The organism is Streptomyces sp. NPDC029151 (genome assembly GCF_055564315.1).
In genome coordinates this window covers 212,297-233,301 of record NZ_JBVHWQ010000003.1, presented here as the reverse complement: position 1 = coordinate 233,301, position 21,005 = coordinate 212,297, and the positions used below count along the sequence as shown (strand labels likewise).

The window sequence follows — 21,005 nt, the reverse complement described above, 5'->3', positions numbered from 1 at the left end:
GGGTGCGAAGGAAAGCATCGATCACCCTGCTGTCCGTCGGGCACGCCTGCGTCGACGTCTACCAGGGAGCCGTGGCGTCCCTGATCCCGTTCCTCGTCGCCGAGCGCTCCTACGGCTACGCCGAGGCCGCGGGCGTCGTCCTGGCCGCCTCCCTGCTGTCCTCCGTGGCGCAGCCGCTGTTCGGCGCGCTCACCGACCGCCGGCCCGTTCCCTGGCTGCTGCCGGCCGGCACCCTTCTGGCCGGGCTGGGCATCGCGCTGAGCGGAACCAGCGGTTCGTACGCGCTGACGCTGGTCTGCGTGGCGGTGTCCGGCGCCGGCGTGGCCGCCTACCACCCCGAGTCGGCGCGCGTGGCCCGGCTGGCCGGCGGGGCCGGTCACAGCGCCATGGGCTGGTTCTCCCTCGGCGGCAACGCCGGCTTCGCCCTGGCCCCGCTGCTGGTGACCGCCGTCGTGGGCACGGGCGGACTCGCCTGGACGCCGCTGCTGGTGCTGCCCGCGCTCCTCGGCGCGGCCCTGAACCTGACCGCCCTGCGCGCGACCGAGCAACGGCGGCACCTCACCCGCACGGCGCCGGCGTACGGCACCGACGACAGGGCGTCCTTCCTGAGACTGTCCCTGGCCGTGGTGTGCCGCTCCGTCGTCTTCACCGGACTGAGCAGCTTCCTCTCCCTGTACGCGGCGCAGCGCACGGGCGGGGGCGCGACGGCCGGTACGGCCGCGCTGTGCGTGCTCTACCTGGGCGGCGCGGCCGGTTCCGTGCTGGGCGGCCGGCTCGCCGGGCGCCGGGACCGCGTGACGGTGTGCCGCTGGTCGTACCTGCTCTCGGTCGCGGCGGTCGCCGGCGTCGTCCTCGTCCCCGGCCCCGCCCTGTACCTGTGCGTGGCCCTGACCTCAGCCGGTCTGTACGTGCCGTTCTCCCTCCAGGTCACCCTCGGCCAGGACTACCTGCCCTCGCGGGTCGGCACCGCCGGGGGCGTCACGCTCGGCCTGACCGTCAGCGTCGGCGGACTGGCGAGCCCCCTCATCGGCCGGCTCGCCGACGCGACGTCCCTGCGGACCGCGCTGGCCCCGCTGGTCCTGATGCCGGCGCTCAGCTGGCTGGCGCTGCGCACCCTGCCCGAACCGGCGGGTCCCGGCGGCCGGGACGACGCGCCGGCCGCCGGCACTCAGCGTGCCGTGCCGAAGTCCTGGGTCCAGTAGCTGCCGGGCTGCGCGAGGCCGACGCCGATCTCCTTGAACCCGCAGTTGAGGATGTTGGCCCGGTGGCCCGGGCTGGCCATCCAGCCCGCCATGACCTGCTCCGCCGTGCCGTAGCCGTAGGCGACGTTCTCGCCGTAGCTGCTCCAGGTGTAGCCGGCGGCGGTGATGCGGGCGCCCGGGTCCGACCCGTCGGACCCGGTGTGCGACATGTTCTGGTGGGACGCCATGTCCTCGCTGTGCGCCTGCGCGGCCTTGGTCAGCGCCGGGTCGAGGGTCAGTGCCTGACAACCGGCCTTCGCGCGCTCGGAGTTCACCAGCCGCAGGATCTCGGCGGAGACGCCGGACGCCGTGGCGGCGGGCTCCGGGGTGCCCGGCGCCGCGGGGGCGGAGGCGGAGGCGGAGGGGGAGGGGGAAGAGGACGCGGTAGGGGTGGCCTGCGGAACGCCGGGGGCGGTGGTCCGATGGGGGTGGTGGACCGTGGCCTTCTTCCCGGCGGTGGGGTGGGCGCTCGGCGGGGGCGCGGTCCGGGGCGTGGACGGCGCGGTGGTCCCGGGCGCACCGGTGTCGTACGCGGTGCCGCCGGGGGTGTCGTACACGTTGCTGTGGTGATGCCCGGGGGTGTACTGCCACTGCCCCACGGGTGTGCTCGTCACGACGGCCTGTGCCGGGTCCTGCGTACCGTACGGCCACTCGGCACAGGCCAGGGCGACGGACGGCACGCCCACGGCGCCGACGGCTGCTGCGGCGACGACTATTCGCCGGTAGTGCTTCGTTTTGCGGTGCTGGCCCATACGTCAACCTCACTCGGTGATCGCCGAGGGCTCATTGTTGGGACGGCGTCACAGGCAGCGCAAAGTGCCGCGTCTACTATCTCGCGTCGTAGACGCACGGGGGTCTTGTCAGGCGGGCCAGGAGATGCCGACTTCGCGATCGCGATGTTTGCGACGTTGCTGTCGAGGCGTCAGGAACAGGCGGGCGGCGAGGAATGCGGGACGCTTCCGCGCGGCCGGTTCGAGGTCCTCGTGACCGCACCCGCCAGTCACGGCAAGACGGACAAATCCCATTTGTCGTGGAGGCCGTGTCTACTATACGCCCCGCTTAGTGGCCGCCTTCGCTGTGAGGGATGTCACTGCCGCCAGGTCGTCGGCCCGGCGGGACCGACTGCTGCCGATGATCGCCCCGTCCGTGTCGTGTCCCTCGCGCATCGCGGCCTGGGAACGCGGAAAGCCCCCGGCGTTCACAGGGGGGCGGCGGGGGAGAGGAGGGAAGGGCGTCGGAGGGGGCGGAGGCGTCGGCTCCTTCATGGGCCGCAGACCCCGCGCGGGTCGGCACGGCGGCCGGGGGCAGACCGGCCGGACCGGGAGCGGGGCCCCCTCCCGGACGGCGTACGCACCGCGCGGCGGCCGGAGCAGAAGCTCTCCGGCCGCCGCGCACCCTGTGCGCCGGCCGTCACTCGTTCTGGAAGACGGCCTTGCTGACCTCGGCGGGGTTCTCGAACTTCTTCTTGCCGAGGTGAGAGATCCGCTCGGTGATCTCCTTGGGCGCGTGGTTGTTCTCGGCGACCTTCCGAAGCTGGTCGGAAGTGGCCGGGTAGTCCGCGCCCGACAGGGCTTTCTGCAGGTCAGGTGGGGTGATACCCGCCATGGCTCCTCCAGGCGGTGAGTTGGTGCACGATCATCGGGCCGGCGCCGCATGCTGCGCCGGACTGCTCAGGTACCCATCCTGCGGAGGCGGATTCAGACATTCTGGGCGTGATGGGTTCCGTGCCGCACGGGTACCCGGGGCTCCGGACAGCGCGCCGCGCGTGAGAGGACCGGGAGCATCCGATGAGCGAGACCACCCCATCCCAGGCCGAGGGCGAACCGGAGCCGGGCACCCCCGAGGCCGAACAGCCGCCGCGCACCACGCCGTCCCAGGCGGAGGGAGCGGACGTCGGTGACGAGGACGACGGGAACCCGGATGACGGCACCGGCGAGAGCGGCGACGCGTAAGGAGGCGTGATGAGCAGGGCACGCACCAGCGTCCCCGAGGTGCTGGACGCGGTGAAGGACGTGACCTACCCGGCGGACAAGGACCGGCTGGTCTCGGCCGCGCGACGGGCGGGAGCCTCCGAGGAGGTCGTCGAGGCCCTGCGCGGCATGCCCGCCGAGGACTACACCGACCGCGAGGGCGTGGCGAGGTCGGTCCGTGTGGACCCGGACTCCGACCTCGGCGCCGACGCCACCCGGCGAGGCGAACCGGCACGGCACCACGGCAGACCGGGACTCTCCCTGCACCTCAGGGAGGAGCCCAAGAACCCGATCATGGAGGAGTTCGACCGCTGACCGGACGGACAGGGTCCGTCCCGGAGCCGCCCGCGTGCGCTTCGAGCCGCGCCGTGACCGACGCGGTGACCCGGGACGGGTGGGCGCGACGGCGTTCGGCGGCGTCCCTCCGGGGCCCTTCCGTCACGGAAGGGCTGCGTCTCGACCTAGCCTCGCTTCTTCGACGCGTTGGCCTCGATGGCTTCGACGACCTTCTTCGCCGTGGCCTTGGCCGAGCCCGGGTTCTGGCCGGTGACGAGATTGCCGTCGGTGACGACGTAGGAGACGAACGGCAGTGTCGCCTTCTCGTAGAGCGCGCCGCGCCGCTTGGCCGTCTCCTCGGCGTTGTAGGGGACCAGCTTGTCGACGCGGGCGAGGACCTCCTCGGTCCAGGCGAATCCCGTCATCTTGCGGCCGGCGATGAGGTGGGAGCCGTCGGAGAGCCGGGTGTTGAGCAGGCCGCAGTAGCCGTGGCAGACCGAGGAGACGATACCGCCGCGCTCGTGGATCTCACGGGTGATGCGCTGCAGGCCCTCGCTGTCGGGGAAGTCGTACATCACCCCGTGACCGCCGGTGAAGTAGATCGCGTCGTAGTCTGATGGGTCGATCTGATCCGGGCTCGCCGTGTTCCGGAGCATCGCCATCTTCCCGGGGTCGGTGCGCCAAGCCCTGGCGGTCCTGTCGTAGTTCGGGAACTTCAGCGCACGCGGCTCGAGAGGCACCGCGCCGCCGGCCGGGCTGACGAGCGTCTGCTCGTAGCCGTGTTCCTCGAAGACGTGCCAGGCGTGCGTGAGCTCGGACAACCACAGGCCAGTGGTGTGGGAAGGGTCGTCGTAGTGGCCGACGTTCGTGACGACGGCGAGGACGCGCTTGGTCATGGCTGATCTTCCTTCATGCGGACCGGGACGGCGAGGTGGCGGGCCGTCGTGGCTGGTGGTCGGTCAGCGGACGCCCAGGGCACGCAGCGTCCTGAACGTCCCGGTCAGGATCCGCGCCCACTGCTCGTACTTCACCCCGCGGGGCGGGGTGAAGCCCTGGAGGCGCTGGTGGGCGACGGTCTGGGCTTCGGTGTACTTGAGCAGCCCGTCGGCGCCGTGACGACGGCCGAGGCCCGAGTCCCCCATGCCGCCCATGGGGGCGTCGATACTGCCCCAGGCGGCGGCGAACCCCTCGTTGACGTTGACGGTGCCGGCGTGCAGCCGTCCCGCCACCTTGCGGGCCTCGGCGCCGTCGCGGCCCCAGACGCTCGCGTTGAGGCCGTACGGCGTGGCGTTGGCCATCGCCACCGCCTCGTCGACCGTCCGGTAGCGGTGGATCGACACCACTGGGCCGAACGTCTCGTGGTCGAACAGCGTCATCTCCGGGGTCACGTCGGCGAGGATCGTCGGCTCGTAGAACAGTGGCCCGAGGTCGGGCCGGGCCTTTCCTCCGGCCAGTACGGTCGCGCCTTTCGACACCGCGTCCTCGACGTGCGAGCTCACGGTCTCGAGCTGCGAGGGAGTGGTCAGCGAGCCCATGTCCACGGAGAAGTCGTAGGCCGCACCCAGGCGCATGGACCGGACGCGTTCGACGAACGCGGTGACGAACGCGTCGTGGATCTCCTCGGCGACGTAGAGCCGCTCGATGGACACGCACAGCTGCCCGGCCGAGGGGAAACAAGCGGCGACCGCGCCGGCGGCCGCCTTCCCGATGTCGGCGTCGGCGAGGACGACCATGGCGTTCTTGCCGCCGAGCTCCAGGGACGCGCCGATCAGCCGCTCACCCGCGTTGCGCGCGATCCGGCGCCCGCTGGCGGTGGAGCCGGTGAACATCATGTAGTCCCCGCCGGCCATGAGCGCGTCTCCGATGGAGCTGCCGCGGCCGACCACCATCTGCCAGACGTCGGTCGGCAGTCCGGCCTCGTGCATCAGGGCCAGCGCCCACAGCGCGGTCAGGGCGGTCTGGGTGTCGGGCTTCTGTACGACGGCGTTGCCGGCCATCAGGGCCGGGATGGCGTCGCCGGCGGCCATGCTGAGCGGGTAGTTCCAGGGCGAGATGACGGTGACCACGCCCTTGGGGTGGCGCAGCTCGGTGGTGTGGGTCAGCACCGGAATCGCGCCCTTGCGGCGCTTCGGTGCGAGCAGCCGCCGTGCGCTGCGCGCGTAGTAGCGGGCGGTGATCGCGATGTCGCTCACCTCGAGGAACGCGTCGCGACGGGTCTTGCCGCTCTCGGCCTGCATCAGGTCGAGGGCTTCCTCCTGCCGCTGGAGGACGAGGTCGTGGAAGCGCAGCATGATGCGCTTGCGGTCGGCCACGGGCGTGGCTGCCCAGCCGGCCTGGGCAGCGCGTGCCCGGGCGAAGGCGTCCTCGACGTCGTCGGGGGTGGAGACCGGCAGGTCCGCGAGCGGTGCGCCGGTGTACGGCGAGGTCGTGGCGAGCCGCTGGGCGCGAGCACCGGCGGCCACCAGGGCGGCCAGGCGGGCGAGTCGGGCCGGCGTCAGCGAGGTCGGGAGGGCGGCCTCGACGTGGCCGGTGTTCGTGGTGGTCATCTCGTCCTCAGCTCCGGTCCTGGATGGAGGTGGGCACGGGCATGTGCAGCGCCAGCTGGCCTTCGGTGGTGACGTCGAGCCGGATCGTCCGGATCGGCTTCAGCGAGCGGAGGTCGTCACTCGTCCGGCCCTCACCGAGCTGCAGGTCCAGGCCGCGGGGGAACCGGGTGGTTCCCGAGGAGAGCACGTTGATCTGGCTGGTCGTGGAGTGCCAGGCGCCGTCGATCGTGGTGTAGGAGGTCAGGGTCGAGACGTGTGCGCCGGTGGGCCGGGCGGTCTGCTTCGGGGTGGGAGCCGACAGGGCGAGGTCAAGGCCGCCCTGGCCGTTGGCGACCCTGACGGAGGTGCGCTCGGTGTCGATGTCGACGTCGAGCTCGGTGACCCACTTGGGGAACCCGTAGCCGTCGTGGCCGCGCACCTGAGCGATCTCGGTGTTGACCGGCAGCGAGAGTACGTAGGAGTGCAGGGAGTCGTTCTTGAGCCCGGTGACCAGGTCGAGCAGGCCCAGCCCACCGTGCCGGGCCGGCTTCACGGCGATGCCGACCGCGGCCTCGGTGTAGAAGTCGATGTCGCACACGTCGTAGCGGAAGGCCATCACGGAGACGATCCCGAGCCCCGGGGCGATCTCGAGCGGGTCCAGCTCCCGGGGCAGGCGGGCCCGGATCGCCTTGGCCGGCGCGAGCATCGTGAGCCGGGTCGTGGAGATGCGGTAGTAGAAGTTCGGCGTCAGCGTGCGCCCGATGCGGGAATCCACGCGGCTCTTCGGCATCCGGCGGAAGAAGTCGACGCTGCTGACGCGCGGGTCCCGCTCGACCTCGTCGAGGTCGGTGTCCATGCGGAACCGGTCATAGAGGCCGCCTTCGGGGACGGTGACGAGACGCCCTCCGAGATCGACCTCTACGGTCCGGTCGGTCGGCTTGCCGGTCGGTGCCATGGACTCTCCTCCAATGTAAGCGGCGCTAACACCGAGGATCGCACGGGATGTGAGCACCGTCAACAACGGGGGATGTGAGGCACGCGACGGGCGGGCGGCGCGCGTCAGGAGCCGACCGACGTGATGGCGAGGAACGCGCTGCGCACCCGGTCGGCGACCTCCTCGTCCGACGTGGCCTGCAGCTTGCCGTCGAGGTACAGGCAGGCCAGCCCGTGGGCGAGCCCCCAGCCGGCCGAGGCCAGGGCCGAGGCGTCCGTCTCGGGGAAGACGCGGTCGAGCGCGTCGGCCAGCAGCTCGTGCAGGGCCTCGGCGGCCTTGACCCGCTCGTCGTCGGCGTCATCGCACGGCTTGCCGAACATCACGCGGAACAGAGCCGGGCGCCGCAGCGCGAAGGTGACGTAGGCGACGGCGAACTCGGCCAGGTCCGGGAGCGAGGCGGGCAGGTCGCGCCCGCCGCCCAGGTCGGCCAGCAGGTCCCGGAAACCTTCGGCGGCGAGCGCGGACTCCAGGGCGTCGCGGTCCTTGAAGTGGCGATACGGCGCGGTCGGCGACACGCCGGCCCGGCGCGCGACGGCGCGCAGCGAGAAGGCTTCGCCGCCCTCCAGCATCTCCATCGCGGTCGACAGCAGCGCCGCCCGCAGGTCGCCGTGATGGTAGCCACTCTTCTCTGAAGTTGACATCGCTTACTTCGCCCTCCTATGCTGTGTTAGCACCGTAAACATAGCGCATGTCCGGAGGAACCGAGACCCGATGCGTCCTTCACCGTGATCACCTCGCAGACGGCGACCCATGCCGGACGTTGAGAAGGGTGGCACCAGCACACCGGTCGTTCTCATCCCGCCGGCGACGGCCAGCGGCTCCGGCTGCCACCGGCCGCTGGTCGCCGAGTCCGAGCGCCACGGGCGGCAAGCCCGAGCGCCGCGCCGGCGAGGGTTCGAGCGCGGCGAACCTCGAGCGAGCCGACGCGGGGACCGGGCCCACCGCGACGGGACCGACGACATCGCACAAGCCGTCGCCGTAGTGCGTGCGGAGCCACCCGCGCGGCCGGTGCTCCTTCTCGGTCACAGCCTCGGAGGACGGCTCGTATCCGGACACGAGCTCACCCGTCCGACGACCAACGCGGTGATCACGGTCGCCGGCGCGGTCCCGCGCGATCGGCACGTCGCCCATGGGGGCCTGCACATCGCTGCCATGGCGGCACTGGTGGGCCCGGCGATGACGGAGGTGTTCGGTACCTCCCGAAGCCGGCGTGCGGCGGTCCCGGGGCGCGCACCCTGATGCGGGAACGGGCCCGCACGGGGCTCACCGGCCGCCGCCGTACGTGGTCGACCAGCCGATCACCACACCGGCCCCAGGTGTCCGGAGGCTCGACCCACGACCACATCGGCCGGGTCCGCACCCCGGCCACGGTGGCCGACCCCGTCGTCACGTGGTGGCACGACGCTGCTCGCAGTCGAGTCGTCGTCGGCACCCGCACCATCCACCTCAAGGAGACCAGACCCATGCAGACCGTTCTCGGCGCCGGCGGACCGATCGCGGACGAGCTCGTGAACGAGCTCCACCGCAACCACACCAAGGACATTCGCCTCGTCAGCCGCAAGCCCTCGAGGGTGAACGACACCGATGAGCTCGTGGCCGCGGACCTCACCGACGCCGACGCCACCAGCCGTGCCGTCACGGGCAGTGACATCGCCTACCTCACCGTCGGCCTGCCCCTGGACTCGGAGCTGTGGGAACGGCAGTTCCCCGTCATCATGCGCAACGTCATCGACGCCTGCGCCGAACACGGCACGAAGCTCGTCTTCTTCGACAACACCTACATGTATCCCGGAACGTCGGCGCCCCAGACCGAGTCGACAGCATTCGCACCGGGCGGCCGCAAGGGGCGGGTCCGCGGAGAGCTCGCCACCATGCTGCTTGAGGCCATGCAGACCGGACGGGTCGAAGCCCTGATCGGCCGCGCGCCCGAGTTCTACGGACCGGGCCGGACGAAGAGCTACACGAACTCGTTGGTGTTCGAGCGGATCAAGGCGGACAAGCGGCCGTTCGTCCCGGTCGACGCCCATGCCAAGCGTTCCCTGATCTGGACCCCCGACGCGAGCCGCGCTCTCGCCCTGCTCGGCAACACGCCGGATGCCTACGGCCGGACGTGGCACCTGCCGGTCGACCCGGACCTGCAGTCCTACGCCCAGCTCGTCGAGATCGCCGGGGAGGTCACCGGCCGCAGGATCGGCTACACGGTGCTGCCGATGCTCGCCTTCCGTTTCGGGCGCCGCTTCGTCAAGCCGCTCGACGAGATGTACGAGCTGCTCGCCCGCTACCGCGACGACAACGTCTTCGACAGCTCGAAGTTCGCGGCCCGCTTTCCCGACTTCCAGGTCACGAGCTACCGGGAGGGAGTGGAGCGGATTCTCGCCGGCTGACCCGTCGGCGGGTCCTCCTGGCGGCTGACTCGTGCCGCGATGCCGAACCGGCTCCGGTACTCCGACGGCGTGGCGCCCGTGGCGCGCTGGAAGAGCCGACGGAAGTGCCGACGGAAGTGCGACACGTCCAGGTAGCCGACGCCGCGGGAGATCCGGGCGACCGGCTCGGTGGTCAGCTCCAGCACCTCGCGTGCCTTCGCGATGCGCGCCGCCTGGATCGCCGGCGCACACGGCACAGAGAGTGGTGCCCTCGGACCGGCGTCCGACGAGCCGATCGGTGAGCTCACCGACCGACGTCATCAGCTCGGGCACGACGAGGCTCGGCGGGATGACGACGTGGCCGAGCCGGTGCGCGAGCTCGGGATGGTGTCCGAGGCGCAGACCATGACCGGTCCGTCGTCGGTGGCGGACACCGCCCAGGTGCTGACCCGGATCACGCTCGGAGGGTCGGCCGGCTCCACGGCGTACCCGCCGGCGACACGGAAGACGTCCCGGAGGCCATGGATCGCCGACACCCGGCAGTCGTCGTACTCCAGCAGGCCGATACCTCACCGACGACCCGCGCTTCGGTCTCGTCGACGTGTGGACCTGTCGCGCTCGGGCTCATCGTGTCTCCTCCAGGTCCGTGGTCGGCGCAGCGATGGGCGGCAGACCTGTCGAGCCTGCCGCCCATGTTCCTGGCTGCGGTCACTCCTGGTGGAGAGCGTCCCGCAGCGCGTCGACGGACAGCTTCCGTGCGACGTTGGTGGCCGGGGTGTCCCGCAGGCTGTCCAACAGCATGAAGTCGTGGACTGTCCCGCTGACGCGGACGGCCGTCACCTCGACGCCGGCCTCACGGAGCTTGTTGGCGTAGAGCTCGCCCCCGTCCCGCAGAACGTCGGCCTCCGCCGTGATGACGAGGGCGGGCGGCAGTCCCTTGAGGTCCTCGAGGGTCGCCCGTAGCGGCGAGGCGTACTTCTCCTCGCGCTTGGTCTCGTCGGTCGTGTACGCGTCCCAGAACCACTTCATCCCGTCGCGGGTGAGGTAGTAGTGCTCCGCGAACTGGTGGTAGGACTGCGTGTCGAAGTCCGGCCCGGTCACGGGATAGAGCAGGATCTGCGCTTTGAGCGCGAGCCCGCCGCGGTCCTCGTTCATCTGCGCGAAGACCGTGGACATGCATCCGCCGACCGACTCGCCGGCGACGGCGACGCGGGAGGTGTCGAGGCCGTGGTCGGCGCCGTTCTCCTGCAGCCACTGGCCGACGGCGTAGTTCTGCTCGACCTGCGTGGGGTACCCCTTCTCGGGCGCCCAGTCGTAGACCGGGAAGACGCCCGCGGCACCGGCCCCGATGGTGAGCTCGCGGAAGAGGCGGTCGTGGGTCTTGTCGTCGCCGAAGACCCACCCAGCGCCGTGGATGTAGAAGACCACGGGCAGAGCGCCCGTGGCGCCCTTGGGCCTGATGATGCGGGTGCGGACGGTGCCCCACTCGTCGGCGTCGACGTCGACCCACTCCTCGTCGACGGCCGGGCGCTCGACGCCCTCGCCGCTCTGCAGGTCGCTGAGGATCTTGCGCCCCTCCTCGGGCGGAAGCTCGTAGATCCGCGGGTGGGGGTCGGTGTCCTCGGCGAGCTTCTTGGCCTCGGGCTCCAGGTACGGCGTGGTGGGGGCCGGAAGGTCAGTCATCGCTGATCCTTTCCTCGAATGCCGGTCGCTTGTCTCATCGACGCTACGGACGGTCCGCATCCAGGCCGGGTGCCGCGAACGACTCCCTTCGAGATGATCGCGACACCCGTTCCGAGGTGCGGCCTGAGGAGCGAACGATCGGGCGAGCCGAGAACAGGACCCCCCAGAGTGCGGCCCGACGGGTGCTCCGACCCTCGGCAAGCCCCGGTCGCAGCGCGAAGCGGCTCCGCCCATGGGCGCTGCTGGTGAATGGACCTGGCGCACCTCCGGCGGAAGGCTCCTCTTCCCACAGGATCCGCCTGGCCGGCTTTGATCGCAGTCGGTGATGCGGGTGGGAGTGTCGTGCCGCATACGCACTGAGCGGGACCGGCAGGGCCGCGCTGGATCCGATGGAGAAGTCGCGTTCGTCGACGCCGTACTCGGTGTCGACGGTGGCCATCGCTCATGGAGGTAGGACATAGGGAGATGTGGCCACGGAATCCGGGATCCCCCACGAAGGCCCGCCTTGACGCCCCCTGGGGGCCGTCCTAGCGTGATCGTCAACGGACTGGTCCGGACAGGTAGGGCAGGTAACCCGGCGATGACCCAACCGCACGACCCGCTCGGCGGCGGAGCCGCGGGCCGTCCCCTCCAGGTGGAGACGCACGGGCTGGACGTGATCGCGGACGCGGAGCGCCGGGGCACGCCGCGCTCCCTGTTCTGGCCCTGGTTCGGGGCCAACGTCTCCGTCCTCGGCCTCGGCTACGGCGCCTTCGCGCTCGGCTTCGGCATCTCCTTCTGGCAGGCCCTCGCCGCCGGGGTGCTCGGCATCGCCGTCTCGTTCCTGCTGTGCGGTTTCATGGCGGTCGCCGGAAAGCGGGGCTCGGCCCCCACCATGGTCCTCAGCCGGGCCGCCTACGGCGTGCGCGGCAACCGGCTGCCGTCCGTCATCTCCTGGATGCTCACCGTCGGCTGGGAGACCGTCCTGACCGCGCTCGCCACGATGGCCACCGCCACCGTCTTCAGCAGCCTCGGCTGGGGCGGAGGCACCGAGACCAAGGCGGTCGCCCTGCTCGTGGTCGCCGCGCTGACCGTCGTCGGCGGGGTCATGGGCTTCGACCTGATCATGCGACTGCAGACCTGGATCACCCTGATCACGGGCGTCCTCACGGTCCTCTACGTCGCCCTCGTCGCCGACCACATCCACTGGCCCACGGTCGACGCGATCCCGGCCGGGTCCGCCCAGGAGTTCATCGGCGCGCTCGTGTTCATGATGACCGGCTTCGGCCTGGGCTGGATCAACGCCGCCGCCGACTACTCCCGCTATCTCCCCCGCGGCTCCTCCAGCCGGGGAGTGATCGGCTGGACCGCCTTCGGCGCCTCACTGGCCCCCTTGGTCCTGCTCGTCTTCGGCCTGCTGCTGGCCGGTTCCTCCGCGGACCTGAGCAAGGCGATCGCGGCCGACCCGATCGGTGCCCTGACCACCCTCCTGCCGACCTCGTTCCTGGTGCCGTTCGCCGTGGTCGCCGTCCTCGGCCTGGTCGGCGGCGCGGTCCTCGACATCTACTCCTCCGGCCTGGCCCTGCTCTCGGCCGGCCTGCGGGTGCCCCGCTACCTGGCCGCGCTCTTCGACGGGGTGCTGATGATCGCCGGCGCGATCTACATCGTGTTCTTCGCCGACAACTTCCTCGGTCAGTTCATGGGTTTCCTCACCACCCTCGGCGTGCCCATCGCCGCCTGGGCCGGCGTCATGCTCGCCGACCTGGCGTTGCGCCGCCGCGACTACGACGACGGCGACCTGTTCCGCCCGCACGGCCGCTACGGCGACGTCCCCCTCGGCCCGCTGGTCCTCACCCTCGCCGCCACGGCCGTCGGCTGGGGCCTGGTCACCAACACCGCCGCGCGGTGGCTGACCTGGCAGGGCTATCTGCTGGAGCCCCTCGGACTCGGCGGGAGGACCGGCGCCTGGGCCTACGCCAACCTGGGTGTCCTGGTCGCCCTGGCCCTCGCCTTCCTCGGCACCCTGCTGCCGGGCCGGGGCCGGGTCCGCGCCCAGGAGGCCCAGGCGCCGAGCCCGGCGCTCGACGCGGAGGTACTGCACCCGTGAGCGCCGCCGCCGCACCGGGGGAGGTGCTCCGGACATGACCGCGAGCGCCGGCCACCTCGCCGTGATCGACATGCAGCGTGTCTTCGCCGACCCGGAGAGTCCCTGGGCCGCCCCCCGGTACGCCGACGCGGCAGCCGGCGTACTGGCCCTGTTGCCTGCCTTCGCCGGCCGTGTCACCTTCACCCGCTTCCTGGCCCCCGCACGGCCGGCCGGCGCCTGGCGCGCCTACTACGACCAGTTCCCCTTCGCCCGCCGGCCCGCCGACGCCGGCCTCTGGGCCCTCACCGACGAGTTCGCCGGTCTCGCCGACCACGTCCTGGACACCACCACCTTCGGCAAGTGGAGCCCTGACCTCGCCGCACGGCTCGGCCCGGACGGCCGCCTGGTCCTGGCCGGCGTCAGCACCGACTGCTGTGTGCTGTCCACCGCCCTGGCCGCCGCCGACGCGGGCACCGAGGTCCTGGTCGTGGCCGACGCCTGTGCCGGCGCCGACGACGACTCCCACCTCAGGGCCCTGCAGGTGATGGAGCTGTACCGGCCGCTGGTCCGGGTCACCACCATCGCCGACCTGCTCGCGGCGCCCGGACCGTGACCGGCGTCCCGCTCCAGGCCGCAGCCAGCCCGGCCGGCTCCCGGTCCGGGAGATCCGTACCGGCGGTGCGCCCGGCCTCGGGATCATCGCGGGGTGCACGCGCGCGGTGACTGACGTGCCGACGGCCCGCGACCGTCGTCCGCACCGCCTTCCCACGGGGCCTCCCGCCGATCGCCACCTCAGGGCCTTGCAGGTGCCGGAGCTGTACGGGCCGCTGGTCGCGGCGCCCTGACGCTGAGCGGCGTCCCGCTCCAGGCCGCAGCCAGCCCGGCCGGCTCCCGGTCCGGGAGATCCGTACCGGCGGTGCGCCCGGCCTTGGGATCATCGCGGGGTGCACGCGCGCGGTGACCGACGTGCCGACGGCCCGCGACCGTCGTCCGCACCGCCTCCCCACGGGACTTCCCGCCGATCGCCACCTCAGGGCCTTGCAGGTGCCGGAGCTGTACGGGCCGCTGGTCGCGGCGCCCCGACGGTGAGCGGCGTCCCGCTCCAGGCGGCAGCCAGCCCGGCCGGCTCCCGGTCCGGGAGATCCGTACCGGCGGTGCGCCCGGCCCGCCCGGTCGACCCGCGACCGTCGTCCGCACCGCCTCCCCACCGGGCCTCCCGCCGATCCCAGCCTCAGGGCCTTGCAGGTGCCGGAGCTGTACGGGCCGCTGGTCGCGGCGCCCCGACGGTGAGCGGCGTCCCGCTCTAGGCCGCAGCCAGCCCGCACCGCCTGCCCACCGGACCTCCCGCCGATCCCCACGCATGCCCGGCACCCCACCGGGTACGCGACGCGGAGCACGCCCGGGCGGCAGCCTGCCCGGACGGCCCGTACGACCACCGCTACCTGGGGACCAGCCATGGAGACACCCGCACACGAGGACCTGCCGACGCCCGCCCAGCAGGCGCTGGACGCCCTCGCAGTGAACGCCGAGGACCAGGCCGCACTGGACACCCTCGCCCACAGTGACGTACTCGTCCCGGTACCGGACGACGCGGCGGACGGCGCCGACGCCACGACGGTGGCGCTGCCCGTCCTGGAACAGCCCGGCGGCGACCCGGTCGTCCCGGTGTTCACGTCCGAGGGCGAGATGGCCGGCCTGCTGCCGTTCGTCTCGCGCTACCGCCTGATCCCGCTCGGCGCCCTCGCCGCGCAGTGGCCCGAGGAGGACCTCTCCCTCGCCATCGACGGCAGCTCCGCCCACGCGCTGACCCTCACCTCACAGGGAGTACGCACCCTGCTGGCCCGCTGATACGAGCCCCGGAGAGGACAGGGACCGCGCGGGCGGCCCCCACGCCGCCCGGCCCCGCGGACGCGACCCGGAGACCCCTACGCCGAAGGACGGCCGGAACTTCCCCCTGCCGCCGGTGGTCACCAGCCCCCGGAAAGGGAAGATCCCAGCGGGAGACAGGTCCGGGCGAACGCGAAGGAGCCGATGGTCGTGAGGGTCGTCCTGCTGGGCACCGCCGCCGGGGGCGGCTTCCCGCAGTGGAACTGCGCCTGCGCGCTCTGCACCGCCGCCCGGTACGGCAGACTGCCTCCCCGGAGCCAGGAGTGCGCCGCCGTCACCGGCAACGGCCGGGACTGGTGGCTGCTGAACGCCTCGCCCGACCTGCGGACCCAGCTCGCCGCCACGGCACCGCTGTGGCCCGGCCCCGGTCCCCGGGAGACCCCGCTGCGCGGAGCGCTGCTCACCGACGCCGAGGCCGACCACGTGGCCGGTCTGGCCGAACTGCGCGGAGCGGCGGGGCTGAAGGTCTACGCCGCGCCGCCGGTGCGAGCCGTCCTCGCCCCCGCCCGTGCCGCACTCGGCCGCTACGCGCCCTGGGAGTGGGCCGACAGCCTGGCCGACGGCGGGTTCGTGCTGGCCGGCGGTCTCGTCGTGACGGCCCATCCGGTGGGTGTGAAGATCCCGAAGTACGTACCGGCGCCGGAGCCCGCGGCCACGGAGCCGTGGGTGACGGCGTACCGCGTCGAGGACCTGGCCAGCGGGGGAGTACTGGTCTACGCGCCCTGCGTCGGCGCCTGGAGCCCCGTCCTGGACGAGCTGTGCGCCGACGCCGACTGCGTGCTGCTGGACGGCACGTTCTTCGCCGCCGACGAGATGGGGACGGCGGTGCGCTCCGGCGCCGGGCAGGCCGCCATGGGCCATCTCCCGGTCAGCGGGCCGGACGGCTCCCTCGCCGCGCTGGCCCGGCACCCCGGCGCGCGCCGGATCTACACCCACCTCAACAACACCAACCCGCTGCTGGACCCGGCCTCCTCCGCACGCGCGCACGTGGCCGAGCACGGCGCCGAGGTCCTGCCGGACGGCGCCGAGCTGGTGCTCTAGCGGGCCCGAGCCCTCCTGGTTTCCGCCCCGGTTGCGGTGAGCCGGGGCCACCGTCCTCCGCACTGCGCGCCGGGGAGTACCGGGAATAGCCTGGAGGAGAGCGGCACCGGCGCGGGACGGACCCTCCCGACGCTGTCCCTTCGCCGCGGGGGGACACGCAACAGGGAGAGGAACCATGCCCTGGAACCTGAACGGCACGTACCTGGAAAGCTGTAACTGCGACACCGTGTGCCCCTGCACCACCTCCGGCCTGACCGCGCCGGCCGACCACGAGCGCTGCCAGGTGACCCTGGCCTTCCACGTGGACGACGGAAACGTCGACGGCGTGGACGTGTCCGACCGCAGCGTCGCCGTCTTCGTCGACGCCCCCCGGGTGATGGCCGACGGCGGCTGGCAGGTGGCGCTGTACGTCGACGCCTCGGCCGACGACGGCCAGGCGGAAGCGCTGGGCAAGGTGTTCTCCGGCCAGGCCGGCGGGCCGATGGCGGCGCTCGCACCGCTCATCGGCGAGGTCCTCGGCGTGGAGCGGACCCCCATCGACTACCGCGACGACGGCCGTCGCCACGCCGTGCGGATCGGTGACGCCATCGACATCGAGATCGAGGACCAGGTCGCCCCGCAGTACGGCGACGACGGTCCCGTGATGAGCCTGACCGGCATGTTCCACCCGGCGAGCAGCACTCTGACGATCGCCCGCTCCACCCGGGCGACGGGCAACGGCGTGTACGGCCGGTCCTGGGACTTCACCGGCGGCAACGGCCACTCGGCGCCCTTCACATGGTCCGCGTGAGCGGCGGCCCGGCCCTCGCCCGCCACCGGACGGCTCCCGCCGGGCTGCTGCTCGTCGCGGCGGCCGCCGCCTGGGGCTGGCTGGTGACGCGCTGGGGCGGTACGGAGGCCATGCCCGGCACCATGGGCCTGGATCCGCCCCTGTTCCTGGGCATGTGGACGCTGATGATCGCCGCGATGATGCTGCCCGCCACGGCGCCCGTCGCCGCCCTGTACGCACGCACCATCACCGCGCACCGCGCCTCGCGCATGGCCGTGTTCACGGCCGCCTACGTGCTCGTCTGGGCCGCGGCGGGGCTGCCCGCGTACGCGCTGTCCGCAGGCCTGGGCCGGGCGGCGAGCCTTCCCCCGGGGGCGGGGACCTGGGTGGCCGCGGCCGTGTTCGCGGTCGGCGGCGTCTACCAGCTCACCCCGCTCAAGGACCGCTGCCTGGCGAAATGCCGGTCCCCACTCGGGATGATGCTGCGCTACGCCTCGTATCCGGGGCCCTCACGCGATCTGCGCGCCGGTGCCCACCACGGGGCGTTCTGCCTGGGCTGCTGCTGGTCGCTGATGGCGCTGCTCGCGGTGTTCGGCGTCATGAACCTGTGGGCCATGGTGGTCCTGACCGCCGTGATCACCGTCGAGAAGCTGGCTCCGGCCGGGCACGTGGTGGCCCGGGGCGTGGGAATCGCCTCGATCGCCCTGGCCGTCGCCGTCTTCTGGGCCCCCGGCCTGGCCCCGGGCCTCACAGGCGGCGGTTCGGCCGGGATGTGACCCGTCCTCGCGGCGGCCGGGTGACAACCCGGCGGTTTCCGCTGAAGGGCCGGGGCCGGCGCTGCCGCACGTCGCTCGCGCCACACGAGCCCGTCGCACCCGCCGAGGCCCGTGGTCATGGCCCTCGGCACGATCCGGCGCGATCCGGCGCGATCCGGCGCGATCCGACACGAGGGAGAGGACGCGCCGCCGCCCAACGCGGTCGAAGGGCTGCCGTACACGCTCCCCGAGGAAGGCGATGTCGTCGACGCCCCGGGGCCTGTCGCCACCCTCGGCGACACGCGGCCCCACGCGCCGTACTCCTCACCGGGCCGGGCGCTCCACGTGGTGGTGGCGCGGCAGGCCGGTGACGGTGCGCCCGGACAGGCGGGCCGCGTTGCGGTGCTTCTCCCGTTGACACCGCCGGACGCGATGCGAAGATCGGCCCGTGAACGACATACGCTTCCGTACGGCTGCCGACGCCGACCTCTCCACCCTCGTACGCCTGCGCGACGATGCCGCCCGCTGGATGAACTCCCGGGGCCCCACCGGCCAGTGGCAGCCCGGTGAACTGGGGGAGGACCACTTCCGCCGGGTCATGGAGCACGGGGAGGTCTGGGTCGCGGAAGCCGACGGCCGTACGGTCGGGGCCTGGGAACTGTGGTGGGAGGACCCCGACGCCTGGGGCCCGCAGCCCCCGACGGCCGGCTACGTGCATCGCCTGATGGTGGACCGTTCCGCCGTCCCGCCGGGAACGGGACGACGGCTGCTGCGGGCCGCGGAGCGGCGTGTGGCCGAGGCGGGCCGCACCCTGACGCGCCTCGACTGCCTGGCGGGCAACGATCGTCTGACCGCGTACTACCTCGGCGCCGGCTACCGGGTCGTCGGCCACAAGGAGGGCAAACCCCAGCCCGGCGGCGCGGCCAAGTCGTTCACGCTGCTCGAAAAGCCCGTCCCGTGAGCCGGCCGGGCAGGCGGCCGGCAGGCGGCCCTCCCCTTCCCACGAGAGACGCCGCGGGCCTGCGTCACATCTCGCGCAGCAGCACGGGCAACTCGCGCATGTCGTGGAAGACGACGGTGTCCGGGCCTTCGAGACGTTCGGCCGGGGTGAGCCCGCCGGCGTAGCCGAGGGCGCGCATGCCGGCGGCGCGCGCGGCCAGGACTCCGGGGCGGCTGTCCTCGACCACCACACACGCGGCCGGGGCGACGCCCATCCGCTCGGCGGCGTACAGGAACAGGTCGGGAGCCGGCTTGCCGCGCGCCACTTCCGTGGAACTGTGGATCCGGCCCTCGAAACGCTCGTACAGGCCGGTGCGGCCCAGGGTGTGGCGCATCTTCTCGTGCGTGCCGCCGGACGCCACACAGGTCGGCAGCGTGATCCCGTCCAGCGCATCCGGCAGACCCGCGACCGGCGTCAGACCGGCGTCCACGGCGACACGGTGCGGCCGCTCGAACCGCTCCGCCCAGACCGCGGCCGCCGCCGGCCCGAGCCGCTCGGTGACCTGCTCGCGGATGGCGGCGTGCGAACGCCCGATGAACCGGGCCACCACTTCGTCCTCGGTGAGCGGCCAGCCCAGTTCGGCACCGAGAGCCACCTGGACCCGGACGGCAATGCGCTCGCTGTCGACGAGAACCCCGTCGCAGTCGAATATCACCAGTTCGATCGGCTTGATCATCCCCGTAGCGTAGAGCGCCGCCGAACACCCCGGGCCGAGGGTGAGTTGGGCGTCCGCTTCACGCGGGGTGCCGCGGTGCGTCGTGCCGGCCGGGCCGGTGATCCGCCGCGGCCGCCGCTCCGGAAGGGGGCGGTCGTCAAACGGGAGACAGATCGTCCGCGCTGTGGTTACCATGCCGGGGATGAAGAACTTCTCCTCATGCGGATTGGGGGAATCGTTCGTGCAAGGTGAGTGCTGATGGCACATCACCCCGCGAACGGGATTCCGCCCCGCCTCCTGATGTGGCAGCGCGTCCGTGAGTACGCCGTGCCACCGTCCATGATCGAAATCGCCACCGCACGGCGTGCCGTCGGTGACTGGGCCGGTGCCTGCGCCGCCGCCCGGATCGACGTCGATCTCGATCTCCGCGCCGTGCGCAACCGCCACGGCACCGATGTCACCCACCACCTGCGCGCGGACCTGCGTCGGCTGGCGCCCGACCTGCTCCGCTGGCACATGCCCCGGATCCTGCCGGACGGACGGCTGAGGCCCGGCCTCACCGTTTCCCTGGCCAGGTACCGGAGTTCGGACGGCACGACCCCCCAACTGGTGGTGCGGACCCCGCCCGCCCGGGCGGATGCCGGTCAGCGGATGTCCCTGGCCCTCTGGGACGGACCCGGCGACGGCGCCGCCGCGCACCATCCTCACCCGCATCCGGACCGGCGTTTCCGCCTCGACCTGCACCGGCACCTGTGGGACCGGGAGCGGAGCGGTGAACTGGCGCTCAGATGCGGTGCGGAAGCGACACCGGTGACGGCGCTCTCCGCACGGTCCCTTCTCACCGGCCGCCCTGCCCTCCCCGGTCCGGCCCGCGGAGCCATCGCGCGGGACGCCTCGTGGGCGGTGCGGAACTGGGCCGCCGAGGCCGAGTTGCTGCTGCGGGCCGAGGGACGCCCACGCGGGGCGTTCGCCGTGCGGCTGGGTGCGCGAAACCGCGCCGTCCTCGAACTCGTCGCCCCCGACGACAGTCACGTCCCGGTACTGCGGCCACTGCGCGAGACGTTGCCGCAGCAGGAGGCCGCCGCGCTTCCGGTACTGCCGGAGGCCGCGGCCAGGACCCTTCCGGATCTGGAACTCCTGCGGGCCGGGCTGGTCCCGGCCGAGCGGCTGCACCCTCTCGTCGCCGGGGCACTGGCCGGGTTCGCCACGGCACCCGTGGGCCGCCCGGCCCCGGAACCCGGTGATCCACACCGGGTGGAATGCCGGGGCGAGGTCCACCGGATCGCGCTGCGGGACGGGGTGCTGACGGCGATCGACCACGACCCGGTCGAACTGCGCCGCGAGGACCTGCTCGTTGCGCTCGGCGGTCCGGCGTTGCCCTGCCTGCGGGCGATCGACCTGGTCCACCGCAGCCCGGAGGCCCTGCCCGCCGTTCGGGAGCGGCTCCGCCACGGTGACATCACCGGGGCGCTGACCGTGGTCGAGGGGTTGCTCGGCCGGGGGGCGGTGCTGCGCGACGGGCCGCTCCGGGAGGCGCTGGAATCGGCCGCCGCCCGCCGTGTCGACCACGGACTCTTCCGCGCCGGCCTGGTCGCCGAACACCCCGCCGCCGATGCGGGAGAGGACCGGAACGCCACGGGCGGCCGGCACCCGGAGGTGGACCACCGCCCCCGGCTCGACCGCCGGGCACCCGCCGAGATGCACCGCAAACAGACCAGCCGGGCCCGGCCCCGCACCGGCCTGCACCGCTGACCCACGGGCCTGTCGGCCCGCGAACCACT

Annotated in this window: 22 protein-coding genes; 13 read left to right on the top strand and 9 right to left on the bottom strand. The window is 72.7% G+C overall.

Going from position 1 to position 21,005, the window contains the following annotated elements; all coding sequences use genetic code 11:
• The first annotated feature begins 2 nt into the window (after positions 1-2).
• A complete protein-coding gene (locus ACZ4VF_RS14020) occupies positions 3-1,202 on the top strand; it encodes an MFS transporter (protein WP_467925957.1) in 1,200 nt (399 codons plus the stop codon).
• Here the strand turns inward: ACZ4VF_RS14020 and ACZ4VF_RS14015 are convergent.
• Positions 1,169-1,993 (bottom strand): CAP domain-containing protein, encoded by an 825-nt coding sequence (locus ACZ4VF_RS14015; protein WP_467925956.1) that lies wholly within the window; start codon positions 1,991-1,993, stop codon positions 1,169-1,171. The genes ACZ4VF_RS14020 and ACZ4VF_RS14015 overlap by 34 nt on opposite strands.
• A 658-nt stretch (positions 1,994-2,651) precedes the next feature.
• Entirely contained in the window at positions 2,652-2,846 is a 195-nt protein-coding gene (locus tag ACZ4VF_RS14010; protein WP_014670942.1) for a DUF2795 domain-containing protein, read from the bottom strand.
• Positions 2,847-3,028: 182 nt separating this feature from the next.
• On the opposite strand from ACZ4VF_RS14010, the gene ACZ4VF_RS14005 reads away from it, so the two are divergent.
• Positions 3,029-3,193: a hypothetical protein gene (locus ACZ4VF_RS14005; RefSeq protein ID WP_467925955.1), complete on the top strand. Its 165-nt coding sequence runs from the start codon at positions 3,029-3,031 to the stop codon at positions 3,191-3,193.
• Positions 3,194-3,202: 9 nt separating this feature from the next.
• Positions 3,203-3,526: a DUF2795 domain-containing protein gene (locus tag ACZ4VF_RS14000; RefSeq protein ID WP_467925953.1), complete on the top strand. Its 324-nt coding sequence runs from the start codon at positions 3,203-3,205 to the stop codon at positions 3,524-3,526.
• A gap of 146 nt (positions 3,527-3,672) precedes the next feature.
• Here the strand turns inward: ACZ4VF_RS14000 and ACZ4VF_RS13995 are convergent, their stop codons facing one another.
• The 4 genes from ACZ4VF_RS13995 to ACZ4VF_RS13980 form a co-directional block, all read right to left on the bottom strand.
• Positions 3,673-4,383: a type 1 glutamine amidotransferase domain-containing protein gene (locus ACZ4VF_RS13995; RefSeq protein WP_467925952.1), complete on the bottom strand. Its 711-nt coding sequence runs from the start codon at positions 4,381-4,383 to the stop codon at positions 3,673-3,675.
• A gap of 63 nt (positions 4,384-4,446) precedes the next feature.
• Positions 4,447-6,033, bottom strand: a complete 1,587-nt coding sequence (locus tag ACZ4VF_RS13990; RefSeq protein ID WP_467925951.1) for a succinic semialdehyde dehydrogenase — start codon at positions 6,031-6,033, stop codon at positions 4,447-4,449.
• Positions 6,034-6,040: 7 nt separating this feature from the next.
• The gene (locus ACZ4VF_RS13985; protein ID WP_467925949.1) at positions 6,041-6,967 is read right to left on the bottom strand and encodes an acetoacetate decarboxylase family protein; all 927 of its coding nucleotides are present in this window, start codon (positions 6,965-6,967) and stop codon (positions 6,041-6,043) included.
• A gap of 104 nt (positions 6,968-7,071) precedes the next feature.
• Entirely contained in the window at positions 7,072-7,647 is a 576-nt protein-coding gene (locus ACZ4VF_RS13980) for a TetR/AcrR family transcriptional regulator (protein ID WP_467925948.1), read from the bottom strand.
• A 109-nt stretch (positions 7,648-7,756) separates the two neighbouring features.
• Between ACZ4VF_RS13980 and ACZ4VF_RS13975 the strand changes: the two genes are divergently transcribed.
• Both ACZ4VF_RS13975 and ACZ4VF_RS13970 read left to right on the top strand, forming a co-directional pair.
• Complete coding sequence (locus ACZ4VF_RS13975; RefSeq protein WP_467925947.1) at positions 7,757-8,245, top strand: alpha/beta fold hydrolase; 489 nt, start codon at positions 7,757-7,759, stop codon at positions 8,243-8,245.
• 224 nt (positions 8,246-8,469) lie between these two features.
• Positions 8,470-9,390 carry an NAD-dependent epimerase/dehydratase family protein gene (locus ACZ4VF_RS13970; protein ID WP_467926564.1) on the top strand — a complete coding sequence of 307 codons (921 nt, stop codon included), beginning with the start codon at positions 8,470-8,472 and terminating at the stop codon, positions 9,388-9,390.
• Here the strand turns inward: ACZ4VF_RS13970 and ACZ4VF_RS13965 are convergent.
• Positions 9,354-9,626: a helix-turn-helix domain-containing protein gene (locus ACZ4VF_RS13965; RefSeq protein WP_467925945.1), complete on the bottom strand. Its 273-nt coding sequence runs from the start codon at positions 9,624-9,626 to the stop codon at positions 9,354-9,356. The two genes, ACZ4VF_RS13970 and ACZ4VF_RS13965, sit on opposite strands and share 37 nt — an antisense overlap.
• Before the next feature lie 451 nt (positions 9,627-10,077).
• Positions 10,078-11,052: an alpha/beta hydrolase gene (locus ACZ4VF_RS13960; protein ID WP_467925944.1), complete on the bottom strand. Its 975-nt coding sequence runs from the start codon at positions 11,050-11,052 to the stop codon at positions 10,078-10,080.
• A 580-nt stretch (positions 11,053-11,632) separates the two neighbouring features.
• On the opposite strand from ACZ4VF_RS13960, the gene ACZ4VF_RS13955 reads away from it, so the two are divergent.
• The 7 genes from ACZ4VF_RS13955 to ACZ4VF_RS13925 all read left to right on the top strand — a co-directional run bounded on the left by ACZ4VF_RS13955 (position 11,633) and on the right by ACZ4VF_RS13925 (position 18,530).
• On the top strand, positions 11,633-13,138 hold the full coding sequence (locus ACZ4VF_RS13955) for a purine-cytosine permease family protein (protein WP_467925943.1): 1,506 nt from the start codon (positions 11,633-11,635) through the stop codon (positions 13,136-13,138).
• A 34-nt stretch (positions 13,139-13,172) separates the two neighbouring features.
• Positions 13,173-13,730, top strand: coding sequence for an isochorismatase family protein (locus tag ACZ4VF_RS13950; RefSeq protein ID WP_467925941.1), 558 nt, complete (start codon positions 13,173-13,175; stop codon positions 13,728-13,730).
• Positions 13,731-14,572: 842 nt separating this feature from the next.
• Positions 14,573-14,965: an SseB family protein gene (locus ACZ4VF_RS13945; protein ID WP_467925940.1), complete on the top strand. Its 393-nt coding sequence runs from the start codon at positions 14,573-14,575 to the stop codon at positions 14,963-14,965.
• Positions 14,966-15,154: 189 nt separating this feature from the next.
• Positions 15,155-16,045, top strand: a complete 891-nt coding sequence (pqqB, locus tag ACZ4VF_RS13940) for a pyrroloquinoline quinone biosynthesis protein PqqB (RefSeq protein WP_467925939.1) — start codon at positions 15,155-15,157, stop codon at positions 16,043-16,045.
• Between the two features lie 175 nt (positions 16,046-16,220).
• On the top strand, positions 16,221-16,835 hold the full coding sequence (locus ACZ4VF_RS13935; RefSeq protein ID WP_467925937.1) for a DUF1326 domain-containing protein: 615 nt from the start codon (positions 16,221-16,223) through the stop codon (positions 16,833-16,835).
• A complete protein-coding gene (locus ACZ4VF_RS13930; RefSeq protein WP_467925936.1) occupies positions 16,832-17,590 on the top strand; it encodes a DUF2182 domain-containing protein in 759 nt (252 codons plus the stop codon). Before ACZ4VF_RS13935 ends, ACZ4VF_RS13930 begins: the two co-directional genes overlap by 4 nt.
• Positions 17,591-18,017: 427 nt before the next feature.
• The gene (locus ACZ4VF_RS13925) at positions 18,018-18,530 is read left to right on the top strand and encodes a GNAT family N-acetyltransferase (protein WP_467925935.1); all 513 of its coding nucleotides are present in this window, start codon (positions 18,018-18,020) and stop codon (positions 18,528-18,530) included.
• 64 nt (positions 18,531-18,594) lie between these two features.
• Here ACZ4VF_RS13925 and ACZ4VF_RS13920 read toward each other — a convergent pair whose 3' ends face one another.
• Positions 18,595-19,245: an HAD family hydrolase gene (locus ACZ4VF_RS13920; RefSeq protein ID WP_467925934.1), complete on the bottom strand. Its 651-nt coding sequence runs from the start codon at positions 19,243-19,245 to the stop codon at positions 18,595-18,597.
• A 237-nt stretch (positions 19,246-19,482) separates the two neighbouring features.
• Here ACZ4VF_RS13920 and ACZ4VF_RS13915 point away from each other — a divergent pair, with 237 nt between their 5' ends.
• Positions 19,483-20,976, top strand: coding sequence for a hypothetical protein (locus ACZ4VF_RS13915; protein WP_467925932.1), 1,494 nt, complete (start codon positions 19,483-19,485; stop codon positions 20,974-20,976).
• Positions 20,977-21,005 lie beyond the last annotated feature (29 nt).